The sequence below is a fragment of the Kitasatospora sp. NPDC038210 genome (genome assembly GCF_055600605.1).
The window spans coordinates 1-20,678 of the sequence record NZ_JBVJYK010000052.1; the positions used below are offsets into that span (position 1 = coordinate 1).

Consider the following 20,678-nt stretch of genomic DNA (forward strand, 5'->3'; position numbering starts at 1 on the left):
ACCGAGACGACCGCCCGCCCGTCCGCCTGGACCGGCACGGTCCCCGTCGACGACACCACCCTCGCCGCCACCGACACCGGCGGTAGCGGCACCCCGGTCGTCTACCTCAACGGCTCCTACGCCGACCGGTCGCACTGGAAGCGCGTCATCGCCGAACTCGGCGACGGCTACCGGCACATCACCTTCGACGAGCGCGCCCGCGGAAAGTCGGGGACGTCCTGCGACTACTCCTTCGAGTCCTCGGTCCGCAGCCTCGACGCCGTCCTCGCCGCGCGGGGAGTCGAGAAGGCTGTCCTGGTCGGCTGGTCCTACGGCGCCATGCTCGCCGTCCACTGGGCCGCCCGGAACCCGGACCGGGTGCTGGGGGCGGTGTCCGTGGACGGCGCGATGACGCACGAGTGGCTCGACGACGCCACCAAGGCCCGGATCCGCAAGCTCTTCCGCCGCTTGAGCCCGCTGTTCCCGATCTGCCGCCGGCTCGGCATGGCCGCCCGGATGAGCGCCGCCCAGCACGCCGAGATCAACATCGAGCTCAACGAACTCTGCGCGCCCGCCGCCCTCGACCCGGTCTTCGACCGCATCACCGTGCCGACCCGCTACGTGCTGGCCACCGGCGGCAACCTGGGCGGCGACGCCGAGGTGATGGAACGGCTCCGCGCCGGCCTCAGCGCCGTGCTCGCCCGCAACCCGAACATCACGGTCAGCGCGAAGGTCCCGAGCAGCCACTCCAAGATCCTGCGCAAGGACTTCCGGGCCGTCGCCGCCGCCGTCCGCGAACTCGCCTGACGGTGCCGGAATCCGTCACGGCATCATCGGCGGCCGCCCCCACCCGTCACTCCCTACTCCCTGCCCCGCGCCCCGGCGTTCCGGGGGCGCGGCGAGGCGAGCTGCGGTCGGGCCTCGGGAGGCACCCGCGTCAGGGGGACGTTCCCTTCGGGCAGCGGCGAGTCCGAGAAGTATCCGATCCGCTGCGGTGCACCGCCCGGGCTCCCCGCAGGTGCCAGCGCCAGTGCCGCACCGACGGCTGCGATCGCCACGACCGCCTTCAGATCCCGCGCCACCGTTTCCTCGACCTCCAGAGACACACCGAGCACGCAGAGCGATGACAGTTATACCCTGCGCGCTCGGGCGCCCGCGCCCCCGCCGACGCGGGCTCAGGTAGGGGGACCCGTGCGGGTGCGGGTGCGGCGCAGGATCCGCTCCGCGAGGTCAACGGACTCCCGGACCGGGATCAGGCGGCACTCCGCGCCCCCGATGCGCGCGGTGGTGATTCCGCGGGCGGCCTGCAACACCTCCTCGCCGAGAGCGCCGAAGTGGAGGTCGTCCAGGTCGGGTGCCTCGAAGGCGGTCCACCCGTGCTCCCCCACGCAGCGGTACTGGCGGACGGCGACGTCGGGCATCCGCAGGTCGGCCAGGTGGAAGGCGGTGAAACGGTCCATCGGTACGCCGATCATCAGCACCCGGGCGTCCAGGTCGTAGAGCCGGCCCAGTGGGGAGTCGAAGCCCAGGTGGCACTCGTCCGGGTGACTGCCGGTGATCTCCTGCGCTCGACGGCCCACCGCCGCCCAGGAGGTCTGCGGGTGGCGGCTGCGGCACGCGCCCCGGTACGTCCGGATCGCCTCCGACAGCCTTCCCATGGTGGGTGACGCGGGGGTGGCGGCCGGGTCGAACCTCGGCATCCCGGCCAGGTAGTCCTCCACTTCCGCCGGGGAGAGACCGGCGGTGGCGGACTGGTGGATGCGCGAGGTGGCGGAGTTCTCGGGGGTGGCCGTGTAGGCGACCAGGGTGCCCTCGGGGCCCAGGACGTCCAGCAGGGCGTCGATCACGCCTGCCGCCCCGCCCGGCACCGGGCCGAGCGCGCGCAGGGACGCCTGGACGTGCAGCACCGTGCCCGCGCGGACCCCGAGGTCGGCGAACGCGCGGGAGAGCGGGCGGACATGAGGACGGACGGACGGCGTGACGGATGCGGCGACGGGTGGCCGGACGGGGTCTGCGACGGCGACGCTGCCGGTTCGCGGTTCGGTGAGGATGACGGTTCCCCGGGGTTGAGGGCCCCGGGGTGAGGGAGGTCCCGGGGCGGGGCGGAGTGGGAGGTCAGACTCCGGCCCGTTCCCGTCGCGCCCGGTCGGCCGCGTGCTCGGCGGCGGCGGGCAGCGGCAGGGCGAGCCAGGGTGCCACGGTGGCACGCATGCCGTCGGCGAAGCGCAAGCCGGTCCCGGTCAGGGCCCCGGACTCGGCCAGCCGCTCCACGGCCTCGGCGGTGTACCGCCGCCAGAGCGCGAACTGTGCGCGCGCCCGGTCGGCGGCCTCGCCCGGCAGCCCGTCGTACGCCAGGGTTCGGGTGCCCCAGTACTCGGTGACGGCCAGGTGGGCGTAGGTGCCTTGGAGGAGCCCTTCGAGCGGCCGGGGGTCGGGCCGCCAGGGGGCGAAGTACAGCGCCGTGTCGGCGCGGTCGTACAGGTCCATCAGGTCGAGCACCGCGCCGAGTTTGACGTGCTGGAACTCGTGCGCGAGCAGCAGCGCGAGCGTCGGCGCGGTGGCCGGCCGGGCGATGCCGACCGCGCCGTACGCCTGCCGGGCCGCCGAGCTGACGTCCCGGCCCGCCGGACCCGGCCGCAACGGGGTGACCGTCGTCAGTCCGGTCCGGATGCCCTCGGCGTACCCGGGCAGGTCCCGCCCGAGCAGCTCCCAGGCCTCGCGCAACGCACCCGTCCAGTCGAGCAGTTCGCCGTCCGGCAGCCGGTCCGCCACCGGGTGGTCGTGGCAGTCGCGCATCGGGTCGGCGTCCTCCAGGGCGACCGTCCAGCCGCCGGCCAGCCGGACCCGCCGCAGCGGCTCGTCCAGGGCCGTGCGCACCGTGCCGTCGCCGGCCCGCACCTCGAAGCCGTCCGCGCGCCCGGTGACCACCGCCTCGCCGTCGGGCAGGGCGATCCGCCCGAGCGTCGGCAGGTGCAGCCACCCGCCGCGCACCGGCACCGCGACCGCGTCCCCCCGCCCGGCCCGGACTGCGGCGGCCGCGGCCAGCGACGCCAGCGGGCCGAGCCCGACCGCCAGGTCCCCGGCGAGCCGTCGGGCCGCCCAGGCACGGGCGTACGGGTGCGCGAGGACGGCGTCGACGGCGGCGGGGGCCTCGACGTCCAGCTCCGAGAGCAGGGCCCACGCCTCGGGCCGCCCCTGTCCGGAGGCGTCCCAGGCGGCGGCCAGCATGGCCCGGGTGAGGGCGAGTTGGGAGCGTCCGAGTGCGGCCACCGTCTCCGCGCCGCCGTAGCCCCGCGCGAGTTCGTCGAGTTGCGACGACGCGAGCGCGCCGGGCAGCAGCTCGGGTTCGGCGGCGGACTGCCCGCCCCGGTTCGGCACGGCAGCCGAACCGGCGCTCCCCGCAAGACCGTTGATGAACGTCATGAGATCACCGCAGTAGACGGAGGGATGGTCGAAGCTGCCTCCTCCATCGTCGCTCCGGAATCGGTGGGCGTACAGCCCGCCTCCGCAGGAGCGCACCACGGAGCAGGCTCGGCAGGCCTCGCTCAGTCCGGCCAGGCCGGACTGGCGGGCGGCGATGCCGGGGTGGCCGGCCAGGTCGTCGAGGCTGTGCGCGAAGACGTTCAGCCCGGTGGCGGGCGCGCCGTCGTACGCGGTCTTCAGGCTGTCGGCCTGCTCGAAGGTGCCGTCCGTCTCCAGGACGGCCAGGTCCGAGGGCTCCAGCCCGAGCGACTCGGTCAGGCTGGAGAACCCGCGCAGGGTGCGGTGCACGGATTCGAAGGTCCGGACCGCGAAGGGCCGCCCGTCCGCTTCCCACAGCCGGTGGACGGTCAGCAGCCAGTCGGCGTACGGGGTGGCGCCCAGGGCGGCGGGGCGCTTGGGCCGCTCGTCCCAGGTGGCGTGCGGGAGCAGGAAGTCGACGGCGGGGGGACGGAGTTCGGCCAGGGCGCGGTACACCGCCACCGGGTCGTTCTCGACGTCCATCGTGCAGAGCAGCCCGGCGAAGAGGTGCCGGAACTCGGGCTCGTTCAGCAGCGCGACCGCCCGCAGCACCTGCGGATGGCTGCTGCGCCCGTCGGCGAAGCGCCGGTGGCGGTCGTTGGCGGCCTTGTCGCCGTCCAGCGAGATGCCGACCTTGAGGTCCAGTTCCGCGAACAGCGTGCAGAAGGCGCGGTTCAGCAGCACACCGTTGGTGTGGATGCGCAGGTCGAGCGCGCAGCCGGGCGGAAGCGCCGCCCGGAACGCCTCGGCGGCGCGGCGCAAGCGGTCCGGGCCGGCGAGCAGGGGTTCTCCCCCGTGCAGGACGACCCGGACGGCGGGCAGCCGGTGGGCGGCCGCGTGCTCGCCGATGCGTTCGGCGGCCTTGGCCAGGATCCCGTCCGCGATGACCTTCGGGCGGGAGATCCAGCTGCGGTCCGCGTGCTCGTAGACGTAGCAATGGTCACAAGCAAGATCACATCTGCTATGGATCTTGACCACGAACTGCGTCAAGGGCAGCGGAGTTGACGTCGTCATGGAACTTTTCGGAGATCCGTTCGGATCGATCGGCTCGGTTGGTCCTGCCCGGCGGTACGGGCCGGGTCAGATCGAGGAGTTGAAGGCCGCCACCGGCACGAGGCCGGATTCCGCGCCGGGGAGTGCGCGCTGGAGGCGGGAGGCGAGTTCCTCTGCCCCGAGGGCGGCGAGATCGGCGAGGGACGGACGTTCCGGCGTCTCCTGAGTGTCAGTGAGCTTGCCGGCCGGCCTGGTGCTGGTTACCGGAGTCATATTCGTTTCCTTAGGCGCGGTTAGGACCTGCCGAGGGTGGGTAAGCCCACCCAGTTGGGACCCAATGTAGTGCCCGCGGAGGCTCCGCGCGGCACGTTGTCGACTCACATTGGACTCACGTCGGGCCCGCCAGGCGGCCGACGTCGTACGACGGGCTCGGAGCCCCGAGTTTTTCACCCGGACAGCGGTCGCGCACTTCGCCCTGGCGCGCGCCGAAGCGCACCGCCGGGGTAAGCACCCGGGTAAGCGTTCGAGTCCTCCGGTTGATTCCCCCCACCCGCGGACACCGGCCGGAGCACCGACCTCAGGCCCGCTGACCGGAACCGCCACCCAGTTCCCGCACGGAACGCGCCAGCTCCGCGGTGAACTCCCGCCCGTGCAACGTCAGTTCACCGCAGTGCAGCAGGGTGTCCGCAGCCGCCAGACTGTGCCCCCGCCACCGCACGAACTCCCGCTCCGCCCGGCCCGCATCCGCGCCCGCGCTCGCGCTCGCGCCCGCGGCAGCCTCCGCACACCAGAAGTCCGCGACCCCCAGGTGCGCGTACGTACCCTGCAGCAGCGCCCCGGCCGGCCGCAGGTCGGGCCGCCAGGGGGCGTGGTAGACGGCCGGACCGTTGGGGCGGTGCAGCGGCACCAGGTCCAGCAGGGCGCCGAGTTGGACGTGCAGGAACTCGTGGACCAACGCCAGCGCCAGCAGCACCGGCTCCTCCGGCAACGAGGCCGCCACCGCCCCGAACGCCCGGCGGGCCGCGGCACTGACCGCCTCCCCGCCCGGGGCGGGAGAGAGCGGGACGATCGTGGTGACGCAGGCCGCGACCGCCTCCGCGTGCCGCCGGTGGCGGCTCACCAGGATCCGCCAGGCGTCGGCCAAACTCTCCTCCCAGCAAGCGAGTTCCGCGTCGGTCAGCGGCCCGGCCGGCGGGCGGCCGTAGTCCACCCGGCGCGGCCCGACGTGATCGACCGACGGCGCCCAGCGCAACCCGTCACACTCCAGCACCAGCCTCCGGCCGACGTCGGCCCGGAGGAAGTCCCCCAACTCGCCCGGTCCGCCCGGCGAACCCTCCGCACCCGCTGCCACGCCGCGCAGACACTCGGCCGCCCAGGCATCCAACTCCGGCCGCAGCAGGACTTCTTCCCACCCCGCCCGGTCCTCGCGCTGCAGCGCCCGCACCCGCGCGTACGCCTCGCGATAGCCCTCGTGGTCCGGCACAGCCCGACGCAGCGCGAGCAGCAGCAGCGCCCTCTTGCTCAACTGCCCCGCACGCAACAGCCGGACGGCCTCCGGCCCACCGCGAGCGCCCGCGATCGCCAGGAACGTCGCCCGGTCCACACCGTGCCGGGGCAGCCCGTCCGCCCCGCGCGCACCCGGCACCCAGGCCGCCACCGCCTCGTCCGTGCCCGCCACCACTCCTCCTCCTGCGCCGCACCGCCCCCATCCGCTCGCAGTCTCCCCCCGCCACGCCGGACAATCCGGCCAACGGACACGCATGACCCGAACGGACGAACCCACCCCACCCAACCCCGATCCCCCAACCGCCCGCATCTCCCCCCACCGAGAGAAACGCCCCCACCCCCACCCCCCACCTCCCAGCGAAAGTGCGCCCCCACCCCCACCCACCCCTTCCTCTCCCCCCGCGAGAGGGACGCGCTGCGGGGACGGACGGGGGCGGCGCAGGGGGTGGCCCGGAGAGGGGCGTTGCGGGTGATTTTCAGACTGCCAACGGCGCCCGACCCCCCACCCCCGGAGTCGGCAGTCTGAAAATCATCCAGCCCCCGGAGCGGCCACCCCCGGAGCCGACCCCGTCCGTCCACCCCCACCCTCCCGGAAGCCCACCTACCGAGCCCCGCGCAGCGGACCCCCCACCTCGGCGACCCCCTCCCGCAACCGCCCCGCAATGTGCCGGACCAACCGGTCCAGATCCGCGCAGTACACCGACGGATGCCCGAACCCGTCACCCGCCCACCGGTGCGCATACAGCCCGCCCCCGCAGACCCGCGCCAGCGGACAGCCCGCGCAGACCGCCCCGAGCCCGGCGAGGCCGCGCTGGCGGGCCCGGAAGGCCGGGTGCGCGGCCGCCTCCGTGAACCCGTGCCGCCACACGTCCAGGCCCGTCGCCGGGGCGCCGTCGTAGGCCGCCTTGAGGCTGTCCGCCTGCTCGACGGCGCCGTCCGCCTCGACCACCACCAGGTCGACCGGCGCCAGCCCGACCGCCTCGCTGGCCGCGCGGCCACCCAGCAGCAGCACCGCCAACTCCTCGAACAGCCGAACCCCGGTCTCCCGCCGCGGCGCGCCGAACCAACGGTCGAAGGCGGCGATCAGCCACTGCCCGTACGGCGCCGGATCCGCGCCCGTCGGGGGTGCGCCGGGCGGAGTCCGCGCCTGCAGCCCGGGTGGGGGCGCGAGCCAGGTCCCGTGGGGCAGCAGCAGGTCGAGCCGGGGCGGCGCGAACTCCAGCAGCGCCTCGTAGGTGTCGACCGGGTCCGCCGCCAGGTCGACGACGCACAGCAGCCCGGCGAACAGCTCCCGGTGCCGTTGCGAGCCGAGCAGCCGCACCGCCTCCGCGGTCCGGTCCCAACTGCCCGCGCCGGACGGCAGCCGGCGGTGCCGGTCGTGGTCGGCCCGGGTGCCGTCCAGGGACACCCCGACCGCGACCCGGTACCGGTGCAGCACGTCGAGCAGCGCCGGCTCGTCCAGCAGCCGCAGCCCGTTGGTCTGCAGGCCGAACCGCACCCGCGGCCCGCCGGCCCCCGCGATGCCGCTCAACTCCGCGAGCAGCGCCGCCAGGTGGCCGGCGCCGACGAGCAGCGGCTCGCCGCCGTGCAGCACCACGGACACCTCGTCCAGCCCGTGCTCGGCCGCGTGCTCGGCGATCCGCCGGGCGGTGCGGCGGACCGTCACCAGCTCCATCCGCCGGGGCCGCCGCCGCCAGCTCTGGTCCGCGCCCTCGTACACGTAGCAGTAGTCGCAGGCGAGGTTGCACCGGCTGTGGATCTTCAGCAGGAACTGCCGGAACGGCACCATGTCCGCGAACCTAGCACCGCCCGGCGGCCCCGCTGACCCCCCGTCACACGTGCGGGGGTTCCACGTCCGAGTCCAGCCGCGACCCGGCCCGCACCGCCACCGTCGTCGGGTGCTCCTCCCCCAGCGTGACCCGCGCCCGCCGGATGCAGTCCTTCCGCAGCTCCTCGGCCCGTTCCGTGTGCCCGACGGTGGCCAGTGACAGCGAGAGGTTGGAGTTGATGCCGATGGAGTCGTAGTGGTCGGGCCCGAGGGCCTCGGTCATCAGCGGCGCGGCCTCCAGTTCCACGTCGAGCGCGGCCTGTGTCTGCCCGGCCAGGGCGAGGTCGTTCGCGTGGTTCATCATCGCGATCGGGATGTAGAGGTGGTGGGCGCCGAGGACGGTCCGGAACTGTGCGAGCGTGCGCCCGGACAGCTCCAGGGCCTCCTGAGTGCGTCCGGCCAACCGCAGGTAGACGGACAGGTTGTTGGCGCCGGCCAGCGTCACCGGGTGGTCCTCGCCCAGGTAGTCGCGGTACCGCGCCAGCGCCCGTTCGGCCAGCGGGATCGCCCGGGTGGTGTCGCCGAGGGCGTTGAGGTCGCTGGCCAGGTTGGTGGCGGCGGCCAGGGTGTCGGGGTGTTCGGGGCCGTTGATGTCCAGGTAGCGCTGGTAGATGTCCTCGTCGATCTCCAGGGCCTCGTGGTACCGGCCGGCCCGGCGCAGTGCCACGGCAAGGTTCTTGCGGGCGCGCAGGGTGTCGGTGTGGCTGTCGCCGATGGTCTGCTGGTAGATCCGGACGGTCTCCTCCAGCAGGTCCAGGGCCTCCCGCAGCCGCCCGGTCTCGCGCAGGTCGCGGGCGTAGTTGGAGGCGGAGGACAGCGCGTAGAGGCTGTGCGCGCCGAGCGCGTCGCGCTGCTGGAGGTAGTTGCTGCGGTGCCGTTCCAGGGCGGCCCGGCGGTCGCCGGCCAGGTAGTCGGAGACGGCGAGGTTGTTGGTGATCATCAGCGTGCGCGGGTGGTCCGGGCCCAGGGTGCGCCGGGCGGCGTCCAGGGTCCGGCGGTCGAGCGCTCGGGCCTCGTCGTAGCGGCCGAGGAAGCGCAGGTCGGCGCCGAGGCTGTTGGCGACGGCGAGGGTGTGCGAGTGCTCGGGGCCGAGGGTCGCGGTGAAGCGCTCCAGGATGTCCCGGTCCATCTCGTACGCCTCCTGGAGGGCGCCCTGGGACCGGCGGATGTTGCTCAGCTGGGTGCGCAGCATCAGCGTCTGGGCGTCGTTGTCGACGTCGAAGTCGGGCCCGCCGTAGCCGTCCTGGCGCCAGTGCTCCAGGGTGCGCTCGGCCAGTTCCCGGCCGGACTCGTGCAGGCTGCGCTTCCACTGGTAGCGGACCGAGTCGATGATCCACTGCCGGACGTCCTCGTCGGCGCTGTCGACGGCCCCGGACGGCCAGAGGTGGGGCAGCAGTTCGGCGTACTCGGCCCAGTTGGCGGGCACGTCCGGGTCGCCGGGGTTGGCGGTGGCGAGCGCGGCGTGGACGACGCCGCGCAGCTCGGCCCGCCGCTCCTCCTCGACCTGGTCCCGGAGCACGGCCTGGACCAGTCGGTGCACGGTGATGGTCTCGCTGCCCTGGTCGGTGCGGGCGAGCCCGAACCGGTTGATGGCGCGCAGGAACTCGCCGATCGCGAGCTTGTCGCGGGGCGCGCGCGGGGGCAACCGCAGGGCGCGGGTGACGGCTCGGCTGTAGAGCAGCCGCATCGGGATGGCGTCGGGGCCGAAGAAGGCGCAGATCTCCAGGATCTGGGCGGCCGGGGCGTTCATCCGGCGGAGTTCCTCGACCGAGATGCGCCAGGTCGCGGCGGCCGAGTGCGGGTAGTCGGCGGTCCGCAGCCGGGTGCGCTCCAGCATCTCGGTGAGCTCCTCGTCGAGGAGTTCGAGGTAGGTGGCGATCGGCATCGACGTCTCCTGGAGCCAGACGGCGGCCTGGCCGACGGCGAGCGGGAGGTCGCCGAGGCGCTGCGCGACCTGGTCGGCGTCCTCCGGCGAGACGCCGCTGTTGAAGCGGCGCAGCAGCCGGACGCTCTCCTCGCGGAGGAAGACGTCGACCTCCACCAGGCCGGCGTGCCGGGCCCAGCCCTGGTTGCGGGAGGTGATCAGCACGTGCCCGCCGGAGGAGCCGGCCGGCTGCCAGGGGGCGAGCTCCTCGGGGGTGCCGGCGTTGTCGAAGACGAGCAGCCACCGGCGGTACGGCTGGCCGCGGCGCAGCGCGTCGAGGACGGCGGCGGCGGTGTGCGCGACGTCGTCGCTGGTGGGGACGCCGAGCCGGGGGGCGAGTTCGGCGAGCTTCTGCGGGATGTTGGCGGGCTCCTCGGCGGGCACCCACCAGACCACGTCGTACGCGGCCTTGAAGCGGTGCGCGTACTCGGCCGCGATCTGGGACTTGCCCGCGCCGCCGAAGCCGTAGAGCACCTGGCTGAGCACGGCGGCCGGGCCGCCGGTGAAGCGGTTGCGGAGCAGTTCGAGCAGCTTGCCGCGGCCGATGAAGGCGGCGTTGCGCGACGGCGCGTCCTGGACCTGCGGGGCGGTGCCGGGGAACCGCGCGGGCGCGATGATCTCGCCGCTGTCGGTGTCGAGTTGGCGGTTGCTGCCGGGCGGCGGGCCGAGTTCGCCGTACAGCTGGGACTCGGCGCCCGCCGCGGAGGAGCGGACCAGGTCCGGGGCGGACTGGCCGGCGAACGGGCGGGGTACCGGTTCGTCCGAGTCCTGCAGCCGCAGCGCGACCAACGCCGGCGAGCCGGAGGCGAGTTCGCGTCCCTGCAGGAGCTGCCAGACCTCGGCGGCGCGGGGCAGCGCGGTGTACTCGGGCGAGAGCAGGGCGAGCAGCCGGCCCTGGCCTTCGAGCGGCCCGGCGACCTCCGGCGGCCGGGGGCCGGTGTGCGGCTCGGCGGCGTTGTGCAGGGAGGTCTGGTAGCCGAAGCGGGTGAGGGTCCCCGCGGCCCACTCGGCCCACATCCGGTCCTCGGGCGCGTAGCTGACGAAGACCTGCCGCGGCACCACGCGGGCGGAGCGCAGGTAGGCGCCGTAGAGCCGGCGGCGGGTGTCGGCGGTGAGCGGGCGCAGGGTGCGGACCCGCCCGTCGGTGATCCAACCGGCCAGTCGTTCGAAGGCGTTGAGCAGGCTGCGGGCCTCCTGCGGCCGGTCGGCGACGGTGGCCGGCACCTCCTCGTAGGCGTAGAACGGCTTGTACGGCACTTCGACGTCGGCCCAGTAGCCGGCCCGGCGGTCGCCGGAGAGCCAGCGGCCGAGATAGGGCGCGAAGGCCTCACGGGCGTAGTCCCGGCCGGCCTCCAGGCGTTCCTGTTCGGCGTCCTCGACCCGCATCGGCACCGGCAGCACCCGGATCGCCCGCTCCTCGGCCTCGGCGATGGCACGGGCGGCGTCGACGCCGCCGCGGATGTTCTGGGCGCTGAAGGTGAAGCAGTCCACGACGGTGTCGGGCATCAGGACGGTGCAGATGCCCGAGGTGTCGCTGACGCCGGTACGGCTGTCGATGAGCACGTAGTCGTACCGGCGGGCCCAGCGTTCGCGCAGTTCGCGCAGGAACTCGCCGCCGCGGATGTCCCGGCCGTGGTAGAAGCTGCGCCAGTTGAAGCTGGTGACGGCCGCGGCGTAGGCGGCGTTCTGCCGGCCGGCGGGCAGGAAGTCGAGCCGGCCGCCGGGCGGCAGGTCGAGGGCTAGGCCGCAGAGGTAGCCGTCGAGGCGCCCGGGCTCGTCCAGCCAGGCGGCCGGCGGGAGGCCGACCGGCCCGGTGGCGGAGGGCAGCGCCTGCTTCACGTAGGAGCGCAGCAGGTCGATCAGGCCGTCGGTGGAGTGCAGTTCGGGGTCCACCAGGAGCGGGTGGTAGTACCGGTGGAGGCCGGGCGCCTCCAGGTCCCAGTCGACGACCAGGACGCGCAGGCCCCGGCTGGCGAGGATCCAGCCGACGTTGGCCAGGGCCATGGTGCGGCCGGTGCCGCCCTTGAAGGAGTAGAACGTGACGACCGAACCCGGTCCGCCGCGCTCCAGCTCTGCGCCGGGCTCAGTGGTCATCGTCCGTGTCTCCCCTCAGCGGGACAGCGTTGTCCTTGCCACGACTCTGGTGCGGGAGGTCCCTGCGGCCCTGGTTCTGGTCGAAGCGCGCGGGCGGGACCGGGCGGGGCCCCGGCGGGCCGGCGGGGATGGACAACCCGGGCATGGCCGGGCCGCCGCCGAAGCCGAAGGCGTCACCGCCATCGTCTCCCCAATCCAAGTTGTCGTCCATGAGCTTGTTCTGGGCGACCGTCACCATGATGGTGAGGTCGTTGTCGAAGCTCTCCCGGCTCACGTTGACCCGGAACAAGTGCTCCATGTCGCCCCGGCGCAGCCAGTTGCGCCGGAACACGTCGCGCACGCCCGTCCACAGCACGTCGCGCTCCGGCCCGTCGGCCGGGTCGGAGCTGCCGGTGGGCACCATCACGCCGGTGACGGGATGGTTCTGGTCGTCGTACTCGCGCAGCGCGGAGCGGTAGCGCGGGCCGCCGGCCACCCACGGGTCCACCAGCAGGATGCTGACCTGGCTGTCCTCTCGGGCCTGGTCGAGTTTCCCGCCGAGCCCGCCGTCGACCTCCTCCAGCGTGGTGGTGTGGCCGGCGGCGGTGATCACCTGCTGGGCGCGCGCCGCCAGCGAGGGGTGGGTCGGCGGATGGTAGGGCGCCCAGTGCCAGGGCTTGGCCCCGTACCAGCCACCCGCGTACGAGCCGCCCTCGGCGGCGGCCTCCGAGGCCCGCCCGGCCGCGATGAACAGCCGAACCATGCCGGGGACGGAGACCGCCTCGGGCGCCGCGGGGGGCGGGAAGTAGCCGCGCACCGCGCCGAGGTCGAACTCGGGCAGCTCTCCGAGCCGGCGGGCGGCCGCGTCCCGGATCCGCTCGGCGACCACCCGCACGACCTGCTCGTACGCCCCGCTCTGCGCGGTGCGCAGCAGGGCCCGCAGGCCGTGCCGGGCGTAGGCCTCGCCCATGTCCGGCTGGGCCCACTGGATCTTGTTCACCTCGTCGGCCAACTCGCCGGGCACGACGGGCTCCCAGAGCACCGGGATCAGCGCCGAGATGAGCTCCCCGGTGTCCTCGTGATGGCGCCGGACCCGGCCGCGGAAGGCGGTCCACTCCTTGCCGCAGTAGAGGCTGGTGAAGTACGCCGGCGAGTAGAGCGCGATCATGGTGCGGCTGCGGCCCAGCATCGTCGCCAGCTTCTCGGCCCAGTCGTCGCCGAGCCGCAGCTGCTCGGTGTCGCGGTAGGCGAGCTCCTCCGCGCGGACGCCCATCCCGACCAGCCGGCCGAGTTCGTCGCGCAGGTCGTTGAAGAACTGGTTGACGAAGGCGTCCTCGGCCTCGAAGTCACGACGCGCGTAGCTGAAGAAGAAGTACGGCCGTTGCTGGTCCTGCTCCATCACCTGTTCCCCCCGTGCCCGACGGTGCCGCGACGGCGCTGGTTTCATACCCCAGCATGTCGTGAACTCCACCAGTGGCGCTGGCGAGTTGGCGGATCCAGCGGCCGAGGGGGGTTTAGCCGGTGGTCAGGCGCACGCCCGCAGCCGGGAGCGCTCCGGCGCCCGGGGGCGCACCGGCGGGAGCGCGGGCGCGCCGAAGGGATCACCGGCGCGGGACGGAGCTCGCGGGCGCCGGGGCCGCGCCACCGGGGCCCCGACCGTCGGGCCACCGGCCCAGCGGCCACCGGTCGAGCAGCTACCGGTCGAGCGACGACTGGAAGGCCGCGAGCGGCTCCGCCCCGGGTGTCAGGGCGTCCGCGACCACCCGGCGCAGCAGGTCGCCCAGGACGGTGTCGGGCAGGGCGTCGAGCTCGTCGAGCGGCAGGGCGGCGACGTCGACCAGGTCAGAGCCGAGTCCAGCGGCGGTTTCCGCACCGGTGACGCCCATCAGTCCCTCACTCGATCGTGCCGGCACAGCGCGTTGCTGGCCGGATGTACATCGACCCAGGTCCGCGTCGGGCATCCTACACCCGAGGTGTGACGGAGTGTCAGCTGTCCGCCACCGCCGCGCCCGGGCCGACCCGGTCGGCCCAGGGGGGCGCGCGCCGCACCCGCACCCGCACCCGCCGCCCTCACGGGCAGAGCCGCTCCACCCGCCAGCCCGTCGGGCTCGCCGGGTCGGCGAGGTAGCGGAGGCGGTCGTGGAGGCGGTTCTCGCGTCCCTGCCAGAACTCGACGCTCTCCGGGACGACCCGGTACCCGCCCCAGAAGGGCGGGACGGGCACGCCCTCGCCCTCGGGGTAGCGGCGCTCCAGTTCGGCGTAGCGCTGTTCGAGGACCTCGCGCCCGCCGACGGGGCTGGACTGCTCGCTGGCCCAGGCGCCCAGCTGGGAGCCGTGCGGGCGGGTGCGGAAGTAGGCGGCGGTCTCGTCCCGGCCGACCTTCTCCACCCGGCCCTGGACGATCACCTGACGGGCCAGCGCGATCCACGGGAAGAGCAGCGCGGCGTGCGGGTTGGCGGCGAGTTCGGAGCCCTTGCGGGAGCCGTAGTTGGTGAAGAACACGAAGCCGCGCACGTCGTAGCCCTTGAGCAGGACGGTGCGCGAGCTGGGCCGCCCCGCGGCGTCGGCGGTGGAGAGCACCATCGCGTTGGGCTCGGTCACCCCGGCGTCGTCCGCCTCGTGGAACCAGCGGGTGAACTGGGCGATCGGCTCGGGCGCGAGCTGCTCCTCGACCAGGCCCTCGTGGACGTAGTGCTTGCGCATCACGGTGAGGTCCGGGCCGGGGCGGGCCTCGTCGGCCGGGGTCCGGGTGACGGGGCTCGGGGGCGTCGACTGGGCGCGTTCCGGGGTCTGCACGCCGACATCATCCCGTACGACAAGCAACCGGCACCGCTACCTCCGGACAAACCCCGGTCGGAGATAAGGTGACTCGCCACCGCTTGGCCGCCCGTCGTACGGGCAATTGTCCGGAACCGGGTGTTCGGTTCCGGACGATTCCCGGGCACGACCGACCCTCGACGGAAAAGTCAAGCGGGCCCGCGGCAAACATCACCACGGTGGTGTATGGCGCAATGCACCCCGTGCCTGTCACTCTGGCACCGAGTGCCAACCACGATTCGGTCACTGGTGTGCCCGCCCCACCACGGCGGGGCGCCGATCGCAGAACTGAAGGAGCCGTCGCATGTCCGATTTCGTACCCGGGCTTGAGGGAGTCGTCGCGTTCGAGAGCGAGATCGCCGAGCCCGACCGTGAAGGCGGCGCCCTGCGGTACCGCGGTGTCGACATCGACGACCTGGTCGGCAACGTCTCCTTCGGCCACGTGTGGGGCCTGCTGGTGGACGGCAAGTTCAACCCGGGCCTCCCGGCCGCCGAGCCGTTCCCGATCCCGGTCCACTCCGGCGACATCCGGGTCGACGTGCAGTCCGCGCTCGCCATGCTCGCCCCGGTCTGGGGCCTCAAGCCGCTGCTGGACATCCCCGCCGAGCAGGCCCGCGACGACCTCGCCCGCGCCGCCGTGATGGCACTGTCCTACGTCGCCCAGTCCGCCCGCGGCCAGGGCCTGCCGATGGTCCCGCAGAGCGAGATCGACAAGGCCGAGACGGTCGTCGAGCGGTTCATGATCCGCTGGCGCGGCGAGCCGGACCCGAAGCACGTCAAGGCCGTCGACGCCTACTGGACCTCGGCCGCCGAGCACGGCATGAACGCCTCCACCTTCACCGCCCGGGTCATCGCCTCCACCGGCGCCGACGTCGCGGCCGCGCTCTCCGGTGCGGTCGGCGCGATGTCCGGCCCGCTGCACGGCGGCGCGCCCTCCCGCGTGCTCGGCATGATCGAGGAGATCGAGCGCACCGGCGACGCCACCGCGTGGGTCAAGAACGCCCTGGACAAGGGCGAGCGCCTGATGGGCTTCGGCCACCGCGTCTACCGCGCCGAGGACCCGCGCGCCCGCGTGCTGCGCCGCACCGCCAAGGAGCTCGGCGCGCCGCGCTTCGAGGTCGCCGAGGCGCTGGAGAAGGCCGCGCTGGAGGAGCTGCACAACCGCCGCCCGGACCGCGTGCTGGCCACCAACGTCGAGTTCTGGGCCGCCATCATGCTGGACTTCGCCGAGGTCCCGGCCCACATGTTCACCTCGATGTTCACCTGCGCCCGTACCGCCGGCTGGTCGGCGCACATCCTGGAGCAGAAGCGCACGGGTCGGCTCGTGCGCCCCTCCGCGCGCTACGTCGGCCCCGGCCCGCGCCGCCCCGAGGAGATCGAGGGCTGGGACGCGATCGCCCGCTGACCACCCCGGACGAGCGTCCGCGCACGGCCCCTGACCAGCGGGTCCGGCTTCCGGCCGGGCCCGCTGTCGGCATCCCGGGCAGCGAAGATCACAGTCTCAGCGGGCGGACGACCGTACCGCCGCGGAGCCCGCCGCCGGTAGGCTGCGCGCGTGGCTCAGATCCAGATCCCCGCTGACATCAAGCCCGCAGACGGCCGTTTCGGCTGCGGACCGTCCAAGGTGCGCCCCGAGGCCCTCAGTGCCCTCGCCGCCACCCAGACCTCCCTGCTCGGCACCTCCCACCGCCAGGCCCCGGTCAAGAACCTGGTCAAGCGCGTGCGCGAGGGCGTGAGCAGCCTCTTCTCGCTGCCGGAGGACTACCAGGTCGTCCTCGGCAACGGCGGCTCCACCGCCTTCTGGGACATCGCCGCCTTCGGCCTGGTGCGGGAGAAGTCCCAGCACCTGGACTTCGGCGAGTTCTCCTCGAAGTTCGGTTCCTCGGTCAAGGCGGCCCCGTGGCTCGCCGAGCCGAGCGTGATCAAGACCGCCCCGGGCACCCACCCGCTGCCGGTCGCCGAGGCCGGCGTGGACGTCTACGGACTCACCCACAACGAGACCTCGACCGGCGTCGCGATGCCGATCAAGCGCCCGGCCGGCGCCGACGAGGGCTCGCTGGTCCTGGTGGACGCCACCTCGGGCGCCGGCGGTCTGCCGGTGGACATCACCGAGACCGACGTCTACTACTTCGCCCCGCAGAAGTCCTTCGCCTCCGAGGGCGGCCTGTGGCTGGCCACCTTCTCCCCGGCCGCCCTGGAGCGCGCCGCCGAGATCGCCGCCTCCGGCCGCTACATCCCGCCGTTCTTCTCGCTGCCGACGGCCATCGACAACTCGTCGAAGGACCAGACGTACAACACCCCGTCGATCTCCACGCTGTTCCTGCTGGCCGACCAGCTGGAGTGGCTGAACGGCAACGGCGGGCTCGACTGGGCCGTCGCCCGCACCGCCGACTCCTCGTCCCGGCTGTACTCCTGGGCCGAGAAGTCCTCCTTCGCCACCCCGTTCGTGGCGAACCCGGCCGAGCGCTCCCAGGTGGTCGGCACCATCGACTTCGACGAGTCGGTGGACGCCGCCGCGGTCGCCAAGGCACTGCGTGCCAACGGCATCGTGGACACCGAGCCGTACCGCAAGCTGGGCCGCAACCAGCTGCGGATCGCGATGTTCCCGGCGATCGACCCGGCGGACGTCGAGGCGCTCACCCAGTGCATCGACTACGTGGTCGAGCAGCTCTGAGCACCCGCTGAGGCATGCGTGAGGGCCACCGCCCACCCGGGCGGCGGCCCTCACGGCCGTTCCCGGCCTACCTGCCGGCCAGTGAGCTGATCAGCACGACGACCAGCAGCAGCACCAGGGTGCCGGAGACGATGCGCATACGAGTCTTGGGGTCCACGGTCAACGAGCGTACCTCCGTCGCGCGCCCGACCGGACGGCGAGGCCGCCCGGGGCCTCAGCACCAGTCCGCGAGGGGCCAGGAACCCAGCGACTCGTAGTGCGCGGAACCGCCGTCCAGGTCGCTCTTCATCAGGTGCAGCTCGGCGGCCTCCCACTCCGGCCCGCGGTAGTCCGCCAGCGCCGCCGCCAGACCGTCCAGCTCGGCCGCGGCGACCCGCTGGACGGCCCGCCGGTGGCCGCGCGAGGAGCCCGCCCGGGCGAGCGTGAGGTGCGGGTGGAAGGCGAAGGTGTCGGCCGACTGCCCGACCACCTCGGCGGTGGCCTCGGTGACGGCGTCGGCCAGCCGGCGCAGCGCCCAGGTCTGCCCCTCGATGCCGGCCCAGAGCACGCGGTCCCCGAACCGCCCGGCGCCCGCGATCCGCAGCCGGTGCACCGGGTGGAGCTCGGCGACGCCGGCCAGGCCTGCCGACAGCGCCGGCAGCCACTCGGCGGGCACCTCGCCGAGGAAGGCCAGGGTCAGGTGCCAGCCCTCGGCCGTGGTCCAGCGCAGCCGGTCCGCCCCGGGCAGCCCGCGCACCGGCGCGACGGCGTCGGAGAGCCCCTGCAGTGCCACGACCGGCGGGAGCACCGCCACGAAAAGCCTCATGCCGCCATTCTCCCGTTCCGCGCGGGCCGGCGCGTGGGCGCGTTCCGGCGGCGCGGGGCCCCGGCCCGCCCGCGGGCTGCCGGAACGGACCCCCGGCGCGGGCCCCGGCCGGGGCTTCCGGCGCCCGCGGCTTTGGGCTAGAACGGTTCCATGATCGATTCCAGTGGCATGAAGATCCGCACCGGAGGTCCGGAGGACGTCCCCGACATCCTCGCCCTGCTCGACGGCGCCGTGGCCTGGCTGGCCGCCCGGGGCCGCACCGGCCAGTGGGGGGACCAGCCGTTCAGCACCACGCCCGCCCGGGTCGAGCACATCGAGCAGTACGGCCGCGAGCCGTTCCTGATCCGCCTCGCCGTCGACGACGAGGGCCGTACGGTCGGCTCGTGCGTGCTCTCCGAGGTGCGCGGCACGTACATCCCCGCGGTGGACGAGCGCGAGCTGTTCGTCCGCAACCTGGTCACCGACCGCACCCGCAAGGGCTCGGGCATCGGCGCCGCACTGATCGCCGACGCCGTCGAGGAGGCCCGCCGGCGCGGCATCGGCCTGCTGCGGGTGGACTGCTACGGCGGCGGCGACCGCAGGCTGGTCGCGCAGTACCGGGCCCTCGGCTTCACCGAGACCGAGAGCTTCGAGGTCGAGCAGCCGAACGGCGTCTGGCACGGCCAGGTCCTCGCCATCCGGCTCTGACGCAGCGAGTCCGGCTCCGACGCCACGAACCCCCGGGGGCGAGAGCCCTCGGGGGTTCGTGGCGCATCGGACGGCGCACCCGACGACGCGTCAGCAGGCCGCGGCCAGCTCCGACTTGCGCGCCACACCGGTCCGCGGCACGACGGCCACCACCCGGCCGCCGCGCCCCGGGTGCAGGTCGAAGCGCACCCGCAGGTCCGCGCTGCGGGCCAGCACCAGGCCGACCGTCGCGGCCGCCAGCGCGGACACCAGCCCGCAGGCCAGCAGGCCGAGCCGGGGCCCGTACGAGGCGGTCACCCAGCCGACGATCGGGGCGCCGATCGGCGTGCCGCCGGTGAAGACCAGCACCAGGAGGCCCATCACCCGGCCGCGCATCTCGGGGTCGGTGGCCAGCTGCAGCGTGGAGTTGACCGAGGTGTTGAAGCTCAGCCCGAACACCCCGATCAGCATCAGCAGCAGCGCGAAGGACCAGTAGTCGGGCGCGAAGGCGGCGACCACCTCCAGCGCGCCGAAGGCCAGGGCCGCCCCGACCAGCCGCCGCAGTCTCGGCGCGCCCCGACGGGCGGCGAGCAGCGCGCCGGCCAGCGAGCCGACCGCCATCGCGGTGTTCAGCAGGCCGTACTGGCCGGCGCCGACCTTGAAGGTGTCGTACGCGAAGCCGGAGAGCAGCGTCGGGAAGTTGAAGCCGAAGGTCCCGATGAACCCGGCCAGCACCATCGGCCACAGCAGTTCGGGCCGCTCCTTCACGTACCGCAGGCCCTCGCGCAGCTGCCCCTTCTCGCGGGCGATCGGCTCGGTCGGGCGCAGTTCGCTCTCGCGCATCGCGAGCAGCCCGCCGATCACGGCGGCGAAGGACAGCGCGTTGACGGCGAAGGCCCAGCCGCTGCCGACCGCGGCGATCAGCAGACCCGCGACGGCGGGGCCGACCAGGCGGGCGGTCTGGAAGTTGGCGGCGTTCAGGCTGACGGCGTTGGCGAGGTCCTTGGGCCCGACCATCTCGGAGACGAAGGCCTGCCGGGTCGGGTTGTCCACCACGGTGACCAGGCCGAGCAGCAGCGCGAAGGCGTACACGTAGTACGGCGTCACCACGCCGCCGATGGTCAGCACGGCGAGGCCGGCGGCCAGCAGGCCCATCGCGCCCTGGGTACGGATCAGCAGCCGGCGCTTGGGCATCCGGTCGGCGAGCACACCGCCGAACAGGCCGAGCAGCAGCATCGGCAGGAACTGCATGGCGGTGGTGATGCCGACCGCGAGCGGGCTGCCGGTGAGGCTCAGCACGAGCCAGTCCTGGGCGATCCGCTGCATCCAGGTGCCGGTGTTGGACACCACCTGGCCGGCGAAGTAGTAGCGGTAGTTGCGAACGCGCAGGGAGGAGAACATCCCCCCGGGCCTGGTGAAGCCGGCGCCCGTGGGGGACGAGGCCGCAGGGGTGCGGCCCTGAGCGGCGGGGTCCGCCGCGGTGCGTTCGTCGGGGTCGTCGTCGCCGCTGCCGGGCAGCCCCGTGGGGGCGGGTGCCTGGGCGTCGGCGGCCGCGGCGCTCGCCGCGGAGGGATCGGTGGTCGGGTCGTCGGTACGGATGGCGGCGGCGCTGGCTGCGGCCGGCGGTGTCACTGTGGTCTCCCCTCGCGGCGCGACGGCCATGGCGGTGGCCGTCGCGCTCCTGGTGTCGGTGGTCGGTCCTGCGGTGATGCGGGCTCCTTCTCCTCCCGGCCGGCGAGCCGGGTTCGGTGTGCCTTGAGGTGTTCGAGCTACAGGTGGGCGAGCTTGTAGAGCACGGGCGCGGCCTCCCGGAGGACGGCCCACTCCTCCTCGTCGAGCCCTTGGGCGAGCTCGGCGAGCCAGACGTTTCGGCGCCGACGACTCTCCGCGAGGATCGTCTCGGCCTGCTCGG

General features: G+C 73.9%; 15 protein-coding genes and 1 pseudogene. 4 read left to right on the forward strand and 12 right to left on the reverse strand.

Annotated features, from left to right (window positions below; translation table 11 throughout):
• A partial coding sequence (locus ACZ7KX_RS41620; RefSeq protein ID WP_470331157.1) for an alpha/beta fold hydrolase occupies positions 1 to 786 on the forward strand: 786 nt, incomplete at its 5' end.
• Positions 787 to 1,154: 368 nt separating this feature from the next.
• On the opposite strand, the gene ACZ7KX_RS41625 is transcribed toward ACZ7KX_RS41620, so the two are convergent.
• The 9 genes from ACZ7KX_RS41625 to pdxH all read right to left on the reverse strand — a co-directional run bounded on the left by ACZ7KX_RS41625 (position 1,155) and on the right by pdxH (position 14,507).
• Complete coding sequence (locus tag ACZ7KX_RS41625) at positions 1,155 to 1,886, reverse strand: AAC(3) family N-acetyltransferase (RefSeq protein WP_470331158.1); 732 nt, start codon at positions 1,884 to 1,886, stop codon at positions 1,155 to 1,157.
• Positions 1,887 to 2,094: 208 nt separating this feature from the next.
• Positions 2,095 to 4,494, reverse strand: a complete 2,400-nt coding sequence (locus ACZ7KX_RS41630) for an FxsB family cyclophane-forming radical SAM/SPASM peptide maturase (protein WP_470331159.1) — start codon at positions 4,492 to 4,494, stop codon at positions 2,095 to 2,097.
• 66 nt (positions 4,495 to 4,560) lie between these two features.
• Positions 4,561 to 4,746 carry a hypothetical protein gene (locus tag ACZ7KX_RS41635; protein ID WP_350524897.1) on the reverse strand — a complete coding sequence of 62 codons (186 nt, stop codon included), beginning with the start codon at positions 4,744 to 4,746 and terminating at the stop codon, positions 4,561 to 4,563.
• A gap of 304 nt (positions 4,747 to 5,050) precedes the next feature.
• A complete protein-coding gene (locus ACZ7KX_RS41640) occupies positions 5,051 to 6,151 on the reverse strand; it encodes an aKG-HExxH-type peptide beta-hydroxylase (RefSeq protein ID WP_470331160.1) in 1,101 nt (366 codons plus the stop codon).
• 429 nt (positions 6,152 to 6,580) lie between these two features.
• Entirely contained in the window at positions 6,581 to 7,768 is a 1,188-nt protein-coding gene (locus tag ACZ7KX_RS41645; protein ID WP_470331161.1) for an FxsB family cyclophane-forming radical SAM/SPASM peptide maturase, read from the reverse strand.
• A 43-nt stretch (positions 7,769 to 7,811) separates the two neighbouring features.
• Entirely contained in the window at positions 7,812 to 11,825 is a 4,014-nt protein-coding gene (fxsT, locus tag ACZ7KX_RS41650; protein ID WP_402807354.1) for an FxSxx-COOH system tetratricopeptide repeat protein, read from the reverse strand.
• Positions 11,815 to 13,203 (reverse strand): TIR-like protein FxsC, encoded by a 1,389-nt coding sequence (locus ACZ7KX_RS41655; protein WP_470331162.1) that lies wholly within the window; start codon positions 13,201 to 13,203, stop codon positions 11,815 to 11,817. Before ACZ7KX_RS41655 ends, fxsT begins: the two co-directional genes overlap by 11 nt.
• A 295-nt stretch (positions 13,204 to 13,498) precedes the next feature.
• Positions 13,499 to 13,690, reverse strand: coding sequence for an FxSxx-COOH cyclophane-containing RiPP peptide (gene fxsA, locus ACZ7KX_RS41660; RefSeq protein WP_350525106.1), 192 nt, complete (start codon positions 13,688 to 13,690; stop codon positions 13,499 to 13,501).
• Between the two features lie 184 nt (positions 13,691 to 13,874).
• Positions 13,875 to 14,507: a pyridoxamine 5'-phosphate oxidase gene (gene pdxH, locus ACZ7KX_RS41665; RefSeq protein WP_470331166.1), complete on the reverse strand. Its 633-nt coding sequence runs from the start codon at positions 14,505 to 14,507 to the stop codon at positions 13,875 to 13,877.
• 418 nt (positions 14,508 to 14,925) lie between these two features.
• Here pdxH and ACZ7KX_RS41670 point away from each other — a divergent pair, with 418 nt between their 5' ends.
• Both ACZ7KX_RS41670 and serC read left to right on the forward strand, forming a co-directional pair.
• On the forward strand, positions 14,926 to 16,026 hold the full coding sequence (locus ACZ7KX_RS41670) for a citrate synthase 2 (RefSeq protein ID WP_470331163.1): 1,101 nt from the start codon (positions 14,926 to 14,928) through the stop codon (positions 16,024 to 16,026).
• A gap of 150 nt (positions 16,027 to 16,176) precedes the next feature.
• Positions 16,177 to 17,295: a phosphoserine transaminase gene (serC, locus tag ACZ7KX_RS41675; protein WP_350525108.1), complete on the forward strand. Its 1,119-nt coding sequence runs from the start codon at positions 16,177 to 16,179 to the stop codon at positions 17,293 to 17,295.
• 214 nt (positions 17,296 to 17,509) lie between these two features.
• On the opposite strand, the gene thpR is transcribed toward serC, so the two are convergent.
• The gene (gene thpR / locus ACZ7KX_RS41680; RefSeq protein ID WP_470331164.1) at positions 17,510 to 18,100 is read right to left on the reverse strand and encodes an RNA 2',3'-cyclic phosphodiesterase; all 591 of its coding nucleotides are present in this window, start codon (positions 18,098 to 18,100) and stop codon (positions 17,510 to 17,512) included.
• 150 nt (positions 18,101 to 18,250) lie between these two features.
• Between thpR and ACZ7KX_RS41685 the strand changes: the two genes are divergently transcribed.
• Positions 18,251 to 18,787: a GNAT family N-acetyltransferase gene (locus ACZ7KX_RS41685; protein ID WP_470331165.1), complete on the forward strand. Its 537-nt coding sequence runs from the start codon at positions 18,251 to 18,253 to the stop codon at positions 18,785 to 18,787.
• A gap of 90 nt (positions 18,788 to 18,877) precedes the next feature.
• On the opposite strand, the gene ACZ7KX_RS41690 is transcribed toward ACZ7KX_RS41685, so the two are convergent.
• Both ACZ7KX_RS41690 and ACZ7KX_RS41695 read right to left on the reverse strand, forming a co-directional pair.
• Positions 18,878 to 20,167: an MFS transporter gene (locus ACZ7KX_RS41690; protein ID WP_470331167.1), complete on the reverse strand. Its 1,290-nt coding sequence runs from the start codon at positions 20,165 to 20,167 to the stop codon at positions 18,878 to 18,880.
• Positions 20,168 to 20,535: 368 nt separating this feature from the next.
• A pseudogene (locus ACZ7KX_RS41695) lies at positions 20,536 to 20,678 on the reverse strand (MarR family transcriptional regulator); the annotation flags it as partial.